General features: G+C 72.8%; 5 protein-coding genes, 1 pseudogene and 1 CRISPR repeat array. All 6 genes and pseudogenes read right to left on the bottom strand.

All coding sequences use genetic code 11. From position 1 onward, the window contains the following. Positions 1-296 precede the first annotated feature (296 nt). The 6 genes and pseudogenes from GA0074694_RS24330 to GA0074694_RS24350 all read right to left on the bottom strand — a co-directional run bounded on the left by GA0074694_RS24330 (position 297) and on the right by GA0074694_RS24350 (position 15,308). On the bottom strand, positions 297-9,080 hold the full coding sequence (locus GA0074694_RS24330; RefSeq protein WP_091462295.1) for a winged helix-turn-helix domain-containing protein: 8,784 nt from the start codon (positions 9,078-9,080) through the stop codon (positions 297-299). Between the two features lie 333 nt (positions 9,081-9,413). Continuing rightward, entirely contained in the window at positions 9,414-10,256 is an 843-nt protein-coding gene (locus GA0074694_RS24335; protein ID WP_091453604.1) for an IS5 family transposase, read from the bottom strand. A 274-nt stretch (positions 10,257-10,530) separates the two neighbouring features. Then, positions 10,531-11,658: a CRISPR direct-repeat array (repeat unit 30 nt; unit sequence GTCCTCCCCACGCACGTGGGGGTGCTCCGC). A 311-nt stretch (positions 11,659-11,969) separates the two neighbouring features. Further along, positions 11,970-13,493 (bottom strand): precorrin-2 C(20)-methyltransferase, encoded by a 1,524-nt coding sequence (locus GA0074694_RS24340; protein ID WP_245714884.1) that lies wholly within the window; start codon positions 13,491-13,493, stop codon positions 11,970-11,972. Then, positions 13,490-13,753: a precorrin-8X methylmutase gene (locus GA0074694_RS34350; protein ID WP_425413668.1), complete on the bottom strand. Its 264-nt coding sequence runs from the start codon at positions 13,751-13,753 to the stop codon at positions 13,490-13,492. Before GA0074694_RS34350 ends, GA0074694_RS24340 begins: the two co-directional genes overlap by 4 nt. Continuing rightward, a pseudogene (locus tag GA0074694_RS24345) lies at positions 13,636-14,118 on the bottom strand (precorrin-8X methylmutase); the annotation flags it as partial. The gene GA0074694_RS34350 and the pseudogene GA0074694_RS24345, both read right to left, overlap by 118 nt. Next, positions 14,115-15,308 (bottom strand): hypothetical protein, encoded by a 1,194-nt coding sequence (locus tag GA0074694_RS24350; protein WP_091462298.1) that lies wholly within the window; start codon positions 15,306-15,308, stop codon positions 14,115-14,117. The pseudogene GA0074694_RS24345 and the gene GA0074694_RS24350, both read right to left, overlap by 4 nt. Positions 15,309-15,375: the final 67 nt, after the last annotated feature.

Here is a 15,375-nt window from a genome sequence, read left to right on the forward strand (position 1 = left end):
ACGCTGGTCAAGGACGTGATGGATATCCAAGTTCCCTGGCGTTCGTACGGGGCCGCGATCAGGGCTGGCGTTGTTTTCGGTCCGGAAACTACGGCGAGGCCCTTTCGGCAAACGCAGCCGGGGCGACCCTGGCCGATTGCCAGAAGCATGTACTGGATCTGGTCTCGGAGCTGTCCACGCGGACAGGCCCGCCGGGGCGGTCAGCCGCCCGGACCGGCAGGCCGCGCGATCTGAGGTGCCGAGTCCTGCACGCCCGGTCCCGGCGGGAACTACTGAGTCCCGGGGGACTGGCTGGGCTAGTCGCCGCTGGGCTGCGACCACGATGTCGGGCCGGGCGGGGCCTGCGGCCGGGGCGGATCCATCGGTTGCGGCTCGGGGTCGGGTTCCGTGCCCACGGCCGTAAACGGATAGAGCAGATCGGCCGGGTCCACATCGAGCGAACCGGCTGGGTCCACCTCGTAGGTGGCCCAGTCGCCGAGGTTCCCGCCGTCGCTGGCCTGATCGTCGATGCCCGGCTGGTCGAAGTCGGTGGAGATCGCCGCACCGTGCCCGTCGGTCACGCCCATGCCGGGTACCGGCCACCCCGGTTCCGCCCACCCCGCCGGCCAGGACGACGCGGTGGGGGCGTCCGGGTTGTCCAACGGCCCGGGCAGCGCTGGCATGCCCGTGCCCGCCGGCGGGGCAGGTGCCGGCCCGGGCATCGGCGACTGAGGTGCCGGATCCTGCATGCCCGGTCCGGGCGGGAACGACTGAGTTCCTGGGGACTGGCTGGGCTGGTCGCCGTTGGGCGGCGACCATGATGTCGGGCCGGGCGGGGCCTGCGGCCGGGGCGGATCCATCGGTTGCGGCGCGGGGTCGGGTTCCGTGCCCACGGCCTCAAGCAGATAGAGCAGATCGGCCGGGTCCACATCGAGCGAACGGGCTGGGTCCACCTCGTAGGTGGCCCAGTCGCCGAGGTTCCCGCCCTCGCTGGCCCAGTCGCCGAGGTTCCCGCCGTCGCTGGCCTGATCGTCGATGCCCGGCTGGTCGAAGTCGGTGGACATCGCCGCACCGTGCCCGTCGGTCACGCCCATGCCGGGTACCGGCCACCCCGGTTGCGCCCACCCCGCCGGCCAGGACGACGCGGTGGGGGCGTCCGGGTCGTCCAACGGCCCGGGCAGCCCTGGCAGACCCGTACCCGCCGGCGAGGCAGGTGCAGGCCCGGACATCGGCACCGTAGCCCCGTGGTCCAGCCAGGACAGGTCCTCACCCTGCGGGCGGTCCGGTCCGAGGGCAGGGCCCGGCAGCGGTGCTTGCCGGGGCTGACCCGGATCGCTCACCCCGTACCGCGCCGCCCCGCCACCGTGTGCTTCCTGGACCCGCTGCAGCAGACCACGGTCGCGCAATACCCCGATCCGGGCATGCACCGTCGACTGCGGTGCGGATGTCGCCTCGGCGAGGTCTGACCCGCTGGCGGTGATGATCCCGTTGTCGTCCATCCGGTCGATCAGGGCGTTCCACAACTGCCGCAGCGGTTCCCGCTGCCGTGTTGTGGTGGCGATGTGGCCGGCGTGCTGGTCGAACAGCGCCCGGGCCCCGCCCGGGTCGCGCAGCCATCGGCTGCCTTCGGGAGGGGCCGGCAGTGGTGCTTGCCGGGGCTGACCCGGATCGCTCACCCCGTACCGCGCCGCCCCGCCACCGCGACCTTCCTGCACCAGCTGCAGCAGACCACGGTCGCGCAATACCCCGATCCGGGCATGCACCGTCCGCTGCAGTGTGAATGTCGCCTCGGCGAGGGCTGACTCGCTGGCTGTGATGATCCCGTCGTCGTCCATCCGGTCGATCAGGGCGTTCCACAACTGCCGCAGCTGTTCCCGCTGCCGTGTTGTGGGGGCGATGTGGCCGGCGTGCTGGTCGAACAGCGCCCGGGCCCCGCCCGGGTCGCGCAGCCATCGGCTGCCCTCGGGAGGGGCCGGCAGTGGTGCTTGCCGGGGCTGACCCGGATCGCTCACCCCGTACCGCGCCGCCCCGCCACCGCGACCTTCCTGGACCAGCTGCAGCAGAGCACTGCCGCGCAATACCCTGATCCGGGCATGCACCGTCTGCCGCAGTGTGAATGTCGCCTCGGCGAGGTCTGACAGGCTGGCGGTGATGATCCCGTTGTCGTCCATCCGGTCGATCAGGGCGTTCCACAACTGCCGCAGCTGTTCCGGCTGCCGTGTTGTGGTGGCGATGTGGCCGGCGTGCTGGTCGAACAGCGCCCGGGCCTCGCCCGGGTCGCGCACCCGCCGGCTGCCCGCAGCGGGCTGGGGTTGGTCGGGGTGCGGCGAGGCGGGCGTGGTGGGTGGCTCGCCGGCCGGGTGATGGAGGGTGTCGCCGGCGTGGACAGTGCCGGCGTCGGTGCGGGCCACCGCCGGCCAGGACGCGAGGGATGGCTGCCAGTCCATGTCCGGCCCCTGGTAGGTGGCCCAGTCGCCGAGGTTCCCGCCGTCGCCGGCCCAGTCGCCGAGGTTCCCGCCGTCGCTGGCCTGATCGTCGATGCCCGGCTGGTCGAAGTCGGTGGACATCGCCGCACCGTGCCCGTCGGTCACGCCCATGCCGGGTACCGGCCACCCCGGTTCCGCCCACCCCGCCGGCCAGGACGACGCGGTGGGGGCGTCCGGGTCGAACGGCCCGGGCAGCCCTGGCAGCCCTGGCAGCCCAGGCAGGCCCGTGCCCGCTGGCGAGGCAGGTGCCGGCCCGGGCATCGGCACCGTAGCCCCGTGGTCCAGCCAGGACAGGTCCTCCTGCGGGCGGTCCGGTCCGAGGGCAGGGCCCGGCAGTGGTGCTTGCCGGGGCGGACCCGGATCGCTCACCCCGTACCGCGCCGCCCCGCGACCGCGACCTCCCTGGACCCGCTGCAGCAGACCACGGTCGCGCAATACCCCGATCCGGTCACGCACCGTCGGCTGCGATGTGGATGTCGCCTCGGCGAGGTCTGACAGTCTGGCGGTGATGATCCCGTTGTCGTCCATCCGGTCGATCAGGGCGTTCCACAACTGCCGCAGCTGTTCCCGCTGCCGTGTTGTGGTGGCGATGTGGTCGGCGTGCTGGTCGAACAGCGCCCGGGCCCCGCCCGGGTCGCGCAGCCACTGGCTGCCTTCGGGAGGGGCCGGCAGTGGTGCTTGCCGGGGCTGACCCGGATCGCTCACCCCGTACCGCGCCGCCCCGCGACCGCGACCTCCCTGGACCCGCTGCAGCAGACCACGGTCGCGCAATACCCCGATCCGGTCACGCACCGTCCGCTGCAGTGTGGATGTCGCCTCGGCGAGGTCTGACTCGCTGGCGGTGATGATCCCGTTGTCGTCCATACGGTCGATCAGGGCGTTCCACAACTGCCGCAGCTGTTCCCGCTGCCGTGTTGTGGTGGCGATGTGGTCGGCGTGCTGGTCGAACAGCGCCCGGGCCTCGCCCGGGTCGCGCACCCGCCGGCTGCCCGCAGCGGGCTGGGGTTGGGGTTGGGGTTGGTCGGGGTGCGGCGAGGCGGGCGTGGTGGGTGGCTCGTCGGCCGGGTGATGGAGGGTGTCGCCGGCGTGGACAGTGCCGGCGTCGGTGCGGGCCACCGCTGGAGAGGGCGCGAGGTATGGCTGCCAGTCCATGTCCGGCCCCTGGTAGGTGGCCCAGTCGCCGAGGTTCCCGCCCTCGCTGGCCTGATCGTCGATGCGCGGCTGGTCGAAGTCGGTGGAGATCGCCGCACCGCGCCCGTCGGTCACGCCCATGCCGGGTACCGGCCACCCCGGTTGCGCCCACCCCGCCGGCCAGGACGACGCGGTGGGGGCGTCCGGGTCGTCCAACGGCCCGGGCAGCCCTGGCAGAGCCGTGCCCGCCGGCGGGGCAGGTGTCGGCCCGGGCATCGGCACCGTAGCCCCGTGGTCCAGCCAGGACAGGTCCTCACCCTGCGGGCGGTCCGGTCCGAGGGCAGGGCCCGGCAGTGGTGCTTGCCGGGGCTGACCCGGATCGCTCACCCCGTACCGCGCCGCCCCGCCACCGTGTGCTTCCTGGACCCGCTGCAGCAGACCACGGTCGCGCAATGCCCCGATCCGGTCATGCACCGTCGTCTTCGGTGTGGATGTCGCCTCGGCGAGGGCTGGCTCGCTGGCGGTGATGATCCCGTTGTCGTCCATACGGTCGATCAGGGCGTTCCACAACTGCCGCAGCTGTTCCCGCTGCGGTGTTGTGGTGGCGATGTGGTCGGCGTGCTGGTCGAACAGCGCCCGGGCCTCGCCCGGGTCGCGCAGCCACTGGCTGCCTTCGGGAGGGGCCGGCAGTGGTGCTTGCCGGGGCTGACCCGGATCGCTCACCCCGTACCGCGCCGCCACGCCACCGCGACCTTCCTGGACCCGCTGCAGCAGACCACGGTCGCGCAATACCCCGATCCGGTCATGCACCGTCTGCCGCAGTGTGAATGTCGCCTCGGCGAGGTCTGGCTCGCTGGCGGTGATGATCCCGTTGTCGTCCATCCGGTCGATCAGGGCGTTCCACAACTGCCGCAGCTGTTCCCGCTGCCGTGTTGTGGTGGCGATGTGGCCGGCGTGCTGGTCGAACAGCGCCCGGGCCCCGCCCGGGTCGCGCACCCACTGGCTGCCCTCGGGAGGGGCCGGCAGTGGTGCTTGCCGGGGCTGACCCGGATCGCTCACCCCGTACCGCGCCGCCACGCGACCGCGACCTCCCTGGACCCGCTGCAGCAGACCACGGTCGCGCAATACCCCGATCCGGTCACGCACCGTCCGCTGCGGTGTGGATGTCGCCTCGGCGAGGTCTGACAGGCTGGCGGTGATGATCCCGTTGTCGTCCATACGGTCGATCAGGGCGTTCCACAACTGCCGCAGCTGTTCCGGCTGCCGTGTTGTGGTGGCGATGTGGCCGGCGTGCTGGTCGAACAGCGCCCGGGCCTCGCCCGGGTCGCGCACCCGCCGGCTGCCCGCAGCGGGCTGGGGTTGGGGTTGGGGTTGGTCGGGGTGCGGCGAGGCGGGCGTGGTGGGTGGCTCGTCGGCCGGGTGATGGAGGGTGTCGCCGGCGTGGACAGTGCCGGCGTCGGTGCGGGCCACCGCCGGGGAGGGCGCGAGGGATGGCTGCCAGTCCATGTCCGGCCCCTGGTAGGTGGCCCAGTCGCCGAGGTTCCCGCCCTCGCCGGCCCAGTCGCCGAGGTTCCCGCCGTCGCTGGCCTGATCGTCGATGCCCGGCTGGTCGAACATCGCAGCACCGTGCCCGTCGGTCACGCCCATGCCGGGTACCGGCCACCCCGGTTCCGCCCACCCCGCTGGCCAGGACGACGCGGTGGGGGCGTCCGGGTCGTCCAGCGGCCCGGGTAGCCCGGGCAGGCCCGTGCCCGCCGGCGGGGCAGGTGCAGGCCCGGACATCGGCAGCGTATCCCAGTGGTCCAGCCAGGACAGGTCCTCACCCTGCGGGTGGTCCGGTCCGAGGGCAGGGCCCGGCACCGGCAACTGCGCCCCTGGATCCCGCGACGGGCCCCACACCCACTGGGCAGCGGACACCGGGCCAGGACCAGACGGGTCGCCGCCTTCCGCTGGATCGGGCGACTGCCCGCCTGAGGCGGAGCCGGCCCACCGGTGCCGACCGCCAGCGGCGGCGAAGTCCTCCTGATCCGGCCAGCGCACGCCGGGTTCCTGACCGTTCTCGACGATGTCCGCGGTCCGTACCGCCTCCACCAGATCCGGCCCGAACAACTCCACCGAACCATCCGAGAACAACACCGACCGCACCGGCTCGTCCCCGTGTGGCCGCAACTCGCCGGGCATCTGGTCCACCTCGTGCGTGGACGACATCAGCCGCCGGGCGCGCAGCCGGGTGCGCAACCATTCACCGAAGGAGGTGGCCTGTCCCGGTCCCTGCCATGCCGCGTCACACCAGACCAGCAAGATATCGGGTGCGTCGCCGCCACGCTGCCGCGCCTGCGCGACAGCGTGTTGCCAGGCGGGCGAGGCGGTGAGCATCCGGAGGAACAAGGCCTGACGCACCGGATCGTCGGCCAGCCGCTCGGCCAGGTTCCGGTGCCCGGCGATGGTGAACCATCCCTCCACCGACGGCAGCGCCTGCGCCGCCGTGCGATCCGCCGCCGCGTCCAGATCCGCCACCACCGGGTCGGCGAAGTACACACCGCTGACCGTGTCCGCCATGACGACATCCCTGGACACCTCGAACAGCCGCGGCAGGACCCCGTCCGGCGACGCCGCCTGGATACCGAGGTCCGCAGCGAGCCGGCGCAGCTGAACCTCGCTGGCACGGCCGTAACCGCCACTGGCGAGCTCGTGGATTCGTTGCGCGGCCGGCCCGGTCGCCGCGACGGCCGGCTCGCCGAAACCGCCAGAGCCGGCACTGACCGATTCGTCCAGCACCGACACACCACTGATCGCACCCGTATCCCCGAAACCGGTCGAATCCGTGTCCCGGAAGCCGAGATCAGGGCTGAACACCGCACCGCTCGCGGCAGACACGTCACCGACCGACGCCGTATCACCGACGCTGACGACGTCGACGATCGACATGCCACCGACACGGGAGCCGACACCACCCGGCACCGTACCGAGGACCCCGACCACATCCACCGTCCCGAACGTCACGCTCCCGCCGGCCGAGGCGAGCACCCTGTGGTACCCGTCCACCCACTCCCGCTGGAACGAGGCGACCAACGCCGCATGACCGGCCAGATCGACACCGTAGCGGCGGGCCAACACGGTGAACTGGGCCTGCGCCAGACCAGCCGCCGCCGCGGTGTGCCGCTCGGACATCACCGGCACCGCCGGCCCGCCGACACGCCCGCCTTCCCCCATATCGACGGTAGCCACACCGGCGGCCGCCGCGGTGACACCGGGGACGACCACGCCCGAGAAACGCGCGGACAGGTCGGTAACCGCCTGCCGGACCACCCCCGCCACAGCACTGACCTGCCCGGCGTCGGGACCGGCCACCACACCCGGCAACACGGCAGGGGCACCGAAGATCACATCGACCCCTCGATCCACCTGGCCCCACACGCCGCCCTCGACCACCCTGAGCACACCAGCGGACGACACCACCGCCCCACCGCCCCCCGACACACCAGCCCCCCGCGACACGCCGGTGCCTGGCGGCGTGCCGGGGCCTGGCGGCGTGCCGGGGCCTGGCGGCGTGCCGGGGCCTGGCGGCGTGCCGGGGCCTGGCGGCGTGCCGGGGCCTGGCGGCGTGCCGGGGCCTGGCGGCGTGCCGGGGCCTGGCGGCGTGCCGGGGCCTGGCGGCACGCCAGCGCCTGGCGGCGTGCCGGGGCCTGTCGGCGTGCCAGCGCCTGTGGGTAGGCCGGCGGCGAGGTACTGGTCGATGTGGTGTTGAACGGCCAGGTGCGCGAGCGAGCGCAGCGCCTGCCGGTCGAACTCCGCCGGCAGCCCGGCGATCACCTGCCGCGCCCGCACCTCGGCCGGGATCCGCCCACCGGAGAACGCCAACGCCTCGACCACCCGGGCCACCGCCCGCTGCCGGACACCCGTCAGAAACCCCTCGGTCAACGCGGCAGCGGACAGGAAAGCCGCAACAGCCCGATCACCCCGCCGGGCATCGACCCACCCGGCGAACACCCCCTCAACCGGCACAGGAAGCGCGACAGCGGACAGGAAAGCCGCAACAGCCCGATCACCCCGCCGGGCGTCGACCCACCCGGCGAACACCCGCTCAACCGACACGGGAAGCGCGGCCAGGAACTGCCGCGCCTGCCCCATCCCGGCCAGCAGTCCACCATAGTGCTCCACCAGTTCCCGCTGGAACCGCTGCCACCGCTCCACCACCAGCGCACCAGCGGCCGCGACCCACTCCGGCACCGGCACCACCGGCACCGTCGGCACCGAGAAGCTCGGCACGGACCACGACGGAACCGGCAGGTCCGGCACCGACCACGACGGCGCGGACAGGTCCGGTGCCGACCACGCCGGCACCGACCACGCCGGCGCGGACAGGTCCGGCGCCGACAGGGCCGGTACCGGCACCGGCGGGACAGGCACCGGGGCCTGCCCGCCGGAGCCCGCACCCGCCGGATCGCCGACCTCCGGCTGATACGCGGACGGGTCCGCAGTGACCGGGATGGGCGGCGGCACCGGCGCGACCGGCCTACCGTCCGCGGTAAAACCGGTGCCACCGGGCATGTTCCACCGGGGCCGGGTCGGATTGAACCCCAAACCGACCGCCACACGACGCGCAGCGGCCCCGGCCGCGGTCCCGGCCAGCTCATTTCCCGCCGACACCGCCCCGGACGCCGCGGCCAGAGCGAGACCACTAGGGTCGTAGGTCCCGTCGACCATGTAGCTGGCGGCGGCGTCGCCGACCACCTCCATGCCGACCTCCGACACCGGCACCATCAACAGACTGGTCAACAGGTCACGCGTGGAACCCGACACCCCGAGGTGCCCCAGACCACCACCCACCGCACCGGCAAAGCGGGCCAACGCCGGCCCGGCCGCCGTGGTGACACCCGCCACCGCCAACCCGTACAACGCCTGCTTACCGACCTGCGCCCAGTCGACCCCCGGCACCAGACCATCAGCCAACATGCTGATCTGCGCCAACAACGACGACCCCGGCATGAACAACATCTGGATCGCCGTGCTGCTCGCCGCCGCCCGCACCATCGACGACCGCAGGATCGTCTGGATGATCGTCCGGGTCTTCACGATGTGCGCCGCCGCCTCCACCGGCAGGAAGAACGCCATCGCGAACGCGACCGCCAACTCCGTCATCATGAAGATGAACATGACCAGCGCCTGACGATCCGTCAGCTCCATCTGGTTCAGGAAGCCCCGCATCGCCTGAGCCACGTTCACCTTCAGATCCGCGACCCGGTCCAACAACTCCACGAACGGAGCCGTCTGCGCCACGAACCGGTCGAAGACCTCACCCTCCCCCGCCGCCCGAACCGCCTTGATCGCCTGGATCAGCTCCGGAACCAACAGGGTCCGCACCCGATCCGCCAGCACCTCCAACGCGTTCAGGTCGTACGCCAACACCGGCAGATCCGACCGGTGCAACCGCATCCCGGTGAACGCCTCCAGGGCCTGCTTCGACGACTCACTGAGACCCACGGAAGGAACAGCAGCCTCAGCCACCGCCAACGCCCCCTCCCCACCCCCACCAGGGGCACTCAATGCCAATCACCCAGCAGCGCACCACCGCCTCGGCCGTCGGCCATCTCGTTCCCACGCGGAGCAGCCCCGCGCACCGCCACTCATGTCCGCAAACCAGCTCGGAACCGATGGCCGCGGTGTTCACCCCGACACAACGACAGACGCCCACCGCCTCGCCCTGAAATCCAAGGCCGCACACACCTCGACCAACAGCTCCTCATCACTCAACGCGCTCATCCCATCACACCCCCGTTACCCCACGACTGAGAGGTCGCGCGGAATGGTTGTTGATCATCGGCGGCGGGCGGGTCGGTTGTTCCACCGGTAGAGGGTCCATGCACGCCGGATGAGGCTGCGGACGGTGATGATCGCGTCGGCGAGGTCGAAGAAGGCGTCGATGACCTTCTCTGTTCGTTCGTAGCAGCGTTGCAGCCGGTTGAACGCGTTGTGCCAGCTGTTCGTCCGTTCGACGTGCCACCGTTGGCTCGCCTGGATGGGCGCCTTGTCGCCCTTGTGGGCGATCTCACCGGTCAGGCCGCGCTCGGCCAGCAGGGCGCGGGTGACCTGGGAGTCGTATCCGGCGTCGAGGTGCACCGTGATGGCCTGGGGTAGTGGGCCGAGGTCGTCGAGGTGGTCGAGGGTGGGGCCGAGCAGGGGTGAGTCGTGTCGGTTCGCGCCGGCCAGGACCCGGCCGAGGGGGATGCCGTAGCCGTCGACCATCAACGAGCGTTTCATGCCCTGCTTGCCCCGGTCGACCGGTGAGCGTCCGGCGGCCTCGCCGCCGCCGGGAGCCTTGGTGATGCAGCCGTCCACGGCGATGTCGTCGAGGACCAGGCCGACGAGCCGGTCGTAGGCGTCCAGGGCGATCTGTTTGAGCTGGGCGAACACCCCAAGCTCTATCCACTCGTCACGGCGGCCGCGGATCGTGGTGGCCGAACAGGTGGCATCGGCGATCGCCTCGTAGGCGCAGCCGAACCGCAACACCTGGACCAGCTTGTCGAACACGATGCGGTCATCGATCCGCTTGCGGTGACAGCCCAGCGGATGTGTCGGTTGGTAGGTCGGCCGATCGGGGAGCAGCGCGGCGAACTGGACCCACAACGGCTCGATCAGCCATGCTGGGATGGCAGGCACAGAACCTCCCGTGATCACGGAGCGTCAGCAACTTCATGATCACCAGTTCTGTGCCTGCATCCGTTCAGGCGCGCCGATCAACCCACCATTCCGCGCGACCTCTTAGACTTCCCCCAGATCCCCGCATCGACCTGTTCCTGATCGGAACTCAACCCGCCGTCCTCCGTCCACATGCCACTCACAAGGGCACCGCATGCAACCACAGCCGTACGACATCTCCAATCACCCAACCAAAAACCAGGCACCGGCCAGATAAAAGCGCAGGTCGCGAAGTGTCCTCCCCACGCACGTGGGGGTGCTCCGGCGGCGGCGTCGAGTCTCGGCACCACCATCAAGTCCTCCCCACGCACGTGGGGGTGCTCCGGCGTGGTCAGCCGGCGGCACTGAGCCGACCGAGTCCTCCCCACGCACGTGGGGGTGCTCCGACGCCAGCCCTGGACCGGCGGGTGACCTCACCGTCCTCCCCACGCACGTGGGGGTGCTCCGGTACGGCAGGCCGTCCAGGCTGCCCGTCACGAGTCCTCCCCACGCACGTGGGGGTGCTCCGCCGGACCTTGAGCTGGTCGTGAACGACGTCCCGTCCTCCCCACGCACGTGGGGGTGCTCCGCCGCACCAGTGGATGTCGGCGCCCGCTGGGCGGTCCTCCCCACGCACGTGGGGGTGCTCCGCGCCCGGTCCGGGCCGAGGTCGTCGGTTCGGTGTCCTCCCCACGCACGTGGGGGTGCTCCACCACCCACCTGGATGTGGTGACGCGCGCCGTGGTCCTCCCCACGCACGTGGGGGTGCTCCGCCGATCATCGCTTATTCGTACGCCCGGCTGGTGTCCTCCCCACGCACGTGGGGGTGCTCCGCGCGAGCCGTTCCCGTGGACCACCGAATACGGGTCCTCCCCACGCACGTGGGGGTGCTCCGCCGAACGCGACCGCCAGGGCGAGCACGGCGGTGTCCTCCCCACGCACGTGGGGGTGCTCCGCTGCCGCCGCCGCCGCCCGGCGGGCGGGCGCTGTCCTCCCCACGCACGTGGGGGTGCTCCGGCGGCGCAGCCGGTCCGGGCGTCCGCCCCGAAGTCCTCCCCACGCACGTGGGGGTGCTCCGGTGACGTCAATGTTCCCGCCGGCCTGCCGGGCGTCCTCCCCACGCACGTGGGGGTGCTCCGCCGTTCAGCGAGTCGAACAGCGATGGGCTGAAGTCCTCCCCACGCACGTGGGGGTGCTCCGAGACGGTGTCTATCTGCACCCGCCCGGACCTGGTCCTCCCCACGCACGTGGGGGTGCTCCGATGGCGCTCCAGGTCGCTGACTACTGCTTCCAGTCCTCCCCACGCACGTGGGGGTGCTCCAGTGCAGGGGCAGCAGAACCTGCGGAGGGCTGCGTCCTCCCCACGCACGTGGGGGTGCTCCGCGGAGGTGGTTCGGGAGGCGTGGGCGCAGGTTCGATGTAGAACGACCAGAAGTAGTTCCCGCGCATCTTCGCCGTGTCCCGTCGCAGCCGCACTCCGTCGCCCACCAGACCATCGTGCACCGCGGGGCCAACCCGACCGCCCGCACGGGATGGTCCCCCACGCCGGGGCTACGTCTCACAGGTGCCACGTACATCGAGATCAGCTCGACGACTACGCCGTGGTCGCGTGTGGGTGGGCGGGCTGCCGGCCCAGAACATGCGACCCGGCCCGGGTGGTCGCCGAGGGGCGTCCACCCGGGCCGGGTCGCCGGGTCAGGCCGGGTAGGTGCGCGGCGTCCAGACCACCACCGAGTCGTCGCCCCGGGTGCTGACCTGGGTGGTGGACGAGCCGATGATCAGCAGGCACTTCATGTCGACCGTCTCCGGGTCGAGGTCACCGAGGGACACCACGGTGATCTTCTCGCCCGGACGGCCCACGTCCCGGGCGACGACCACCGGGGTCTTCGGGTCGCGGTGCCGAAGCAGGACGTCCTTGGCCGCGCCCACCTGCCAGCGGCGGCTCGCCGAGGCCGGGTTGTAGAGGGCGAGCACCAGGTCCGCCGCCGAGGCGGCGGCGAGGCGGGACTCGATCACCGGCCACGGCTTCAGCCGGTCGGAGAGGGACATCACCGCGAAGTCGTGCCCGAGCGGCGCGCCGATGCGGCTCGCGGCGGCCTGGGCGGCGGTCAGGCCGGGCAGGACCCGCACCGGCACCCCGGCGAACCGGGGCTGGCCGGTGGCCACCTCGTAGACGGCGCTGGCCATCGCGAAGACGCCCGGGTCGCCGGAGGAGACGACCACCACCCGGGCGCCGTCGAGCGCCAGTTCGAGGGCGTGCGCGGCCCGTTCGGTCTCCACCTGGTTGCCGGAGGTGTGCCGCTGCTGTCCGGGGCGGGCCGGCACCCGGTCGACGTACGGGCCGTAGCCGACGAGGTGTTCGGCCTCGCGCAGCGCCCGGGCCACCTCCGGGGTGAGCCAGCGGGGTCCGGCCGGGCCGAGGCCGACCACGGTGACCTCACCCCGGCCGGTGGTCGGGGCCGGGGCGGGCAGGTCGTCGCGGGCCGCCGCGCTGGTGGGGCTGGGCAGCATCGCCAGCGAGAAGTACGGCACCTCGTCGGCGGGGACGTCCGCCAGCGGGGCGTGCCGGCTGCGGGACGAGGTGGCCCGCTCGACGTACCAGGTCTCCGGCAGGCGGCCGGCGTCGTCGAGGGCGGCGCGGACGTTGTCGAAGGTGCGGCCGAGCTTGAGCACGGCGGCGGCATCGGTGTCGGCGAGCCGGCGGGACAGCTCCTCCGCCGACAGGGTGCCGGGCAGGATGGTCAGCACCTCGTCCCGTTCCACCAGGGGGCGACCGAGGACGGCCGACGCGGCGCTGACCGAGGTCACGCCCGGCACCACCTCGGCCGGGAACCGGTGGGCGAGGCGCTCGTGCAGGTACATGTAGGAGCCGTAGAACATCGGGTCACCGGCGCAGAGGACCACGACGGTGCGCCCGGCGGCGAGGTGGACGGCGAGCCGTTCGGCGCTGTCGTCGTAGAACTGCCGGATGACACCCTCGTAGCCGCCCGGGTCGTCGGTGTCCTCGGTGGTCACCGGGTAGACCAGCGGTTCCTCCACGTGGTGCTCGCGCAGCAGGCCCTCGGCGATCGAGCGGGCGATGCTGCGGCCGTGCCGGGCGGAGTAGTAGGCGACCACGTCGGCCTCGGCGATCAGCCGGGCCGCCTTGACGGTCAGCAGCTCGGGGTCACCGGGGCCGACACCGACGCCGTAGAGCCTTCCGGTTGGGGACACGTTCACTCCACCTCGTTAGCGATGCCGTTGACAGCCGCGGCGGTGACCGCGCTGCCGCCCCTGCGACCGTGCACGACCAGGTACGGGATCCCCCCGGGTGTGCCGCCAGGGCCTGCTTGGACTCGACGGCCCCGATGAAGCCGACCGGCACCCCGATGATCGCGGCGGGCCGGGGCGCGCCCTCGTCGATCATCTCCAGCAGCCGGAACAGCGACGTGGGGGCGTTGCCGATGGCGACGACCGCGCCGTCGAGCCGGTCCCGCCACAGCTCCATGGCGGCGGCGCTGCGGGTGGTGCCGAGCCGCTTCGCCAGCTCCGGGACCGCCGGGTCGCGCAGGGTGCAGACCACGTCGTTGTCGACCGGCAGCCGGGCCCGGGTGACCCCGGCGGCGACCATGGCCGCGTCGCAGAGGATCGGCGCGCCGGCCGCCAGGGCGGCTCGGCCGGCGGAGACCACGTCCGGATGGGCCGCCACGTCGTCGACGAGGTCGACCATGCCGCAGGCGTGGATCATCCGGACGACGACCTGGGCGACGTCACCGGGCAGCTGGGACAGGTCGGCCTCGGCCCGGATGGTGGCGAAGGACCGCCGGTAGATCTCGGCGCCCTCGCGGACGTAGTCGTAGCTCACTGTGCTCCCCGTGCCTGTGCCAGTCGGACGCCGATCGGCCCGTGGGGTTCCCCTGCCGGGCCCGCGACACGGTATCCCGAGCCGGTGGCCACCGCCAGAGCCGCCGGGCCCGCCGGCCGTCCGCAGCACCGGTCACAGCCGGCCCAGTGCAGCGGCAGCGCCTCCGGGGTACGGGGGCCGGCGGCGGCCAGGGCGGCGGTGGCGTCGGCCCGGACGTCGGCCAGGGACTTCTCACAGCCCGGCCGGCCGGTGCAGGAGGTCACCCCGACCCACGGCGAGGTCGGGTCGACGACGAGCCCGGCGGCGGCCAGCGTGGACACCGCCGTGGGCTCGGCGGACGTGACGACCACGGTGCGCCAGGGGGTCACCACCAGCGTGGACGCGACGGCGGCGAGCGTGTCGGCCTGGTCGGCGGTGAGCCGGCCGAGCGGCGCGGCGACGACCGTGAAACCCCCGGGGTGGACACCGACCGTGGGCGGGACGCCACGGGGTGGCTCCACCGGCGTGGCCTGCGGACCGTCCAGCGCGGCGGCGATCGCGGCCGGGGCGTCCGGCAGGTCGGCGATCCGCCACAGCCCGGTGCGTCCGGCGCAGAGCCGCAGGAACACCCGGGCGGCGGTGACGATCGCGGCGGGCACGTCGGTGGTCACCCGGATGCCGACGTCGGTGCCGCTGACCAGGAGCGCGCCGGTTCCGGCCGTCCAGCAGAGGTCCGCGCCGAGGCCGGTGAGGTCGCCCCGGCCGTCGTCGAGGGCGATCAGGAACCGGCCACTGAGTCCGGCGAGGTCTCCGGCGGCGCAGAGCGCGGCGTCCACCGCGCCCACCAGCGGGCGTACATCGGCGCGGCCGGTGGTGTCCAGGCCGCTCAACGGCGAGGCGACGATGTTGCGGACCCGCTCGTGGGTGGCGCTGGGCAACAGGCCCACCCCGACCAGAGCGGACGCGATGCGGTCGACGCCGGCCGGGTCGGTGATGCCCCGCACCTGCACGTTGCCCCGGGAGGTCAGCTCCAGCGTGCCGTCGCCGTCGCGGCGCGCCGCCGTGGCCAGACACCGCAACTGCGCGGGGCCGAGCCGACCTCCCGGGATCCGCACGCGGACCAGTGCCCCGTCGGCGGCCTGGTGGGCGCGGAGCGCTCCCGGGCAGCGGTCGTCGGCGGGACGACGGGACGGGGAGGAGACATCGGGCACCTCGTCATCGTAGAGTCGTGGCTCTGGGCGCGGATCCGCGCCGAGATCAGCATCACGCGGTCGGCGC

Origin of the sequence: Micromonospora inyonensis, from assembly GCF_900091415.1 — a bacterium.
Lineage (GTDB): Bacteria > Actinomycetota > Actinomycetes > Mycobacteriales > Micromonosporaceae > Micromonospora > Micromonospora inyonensis.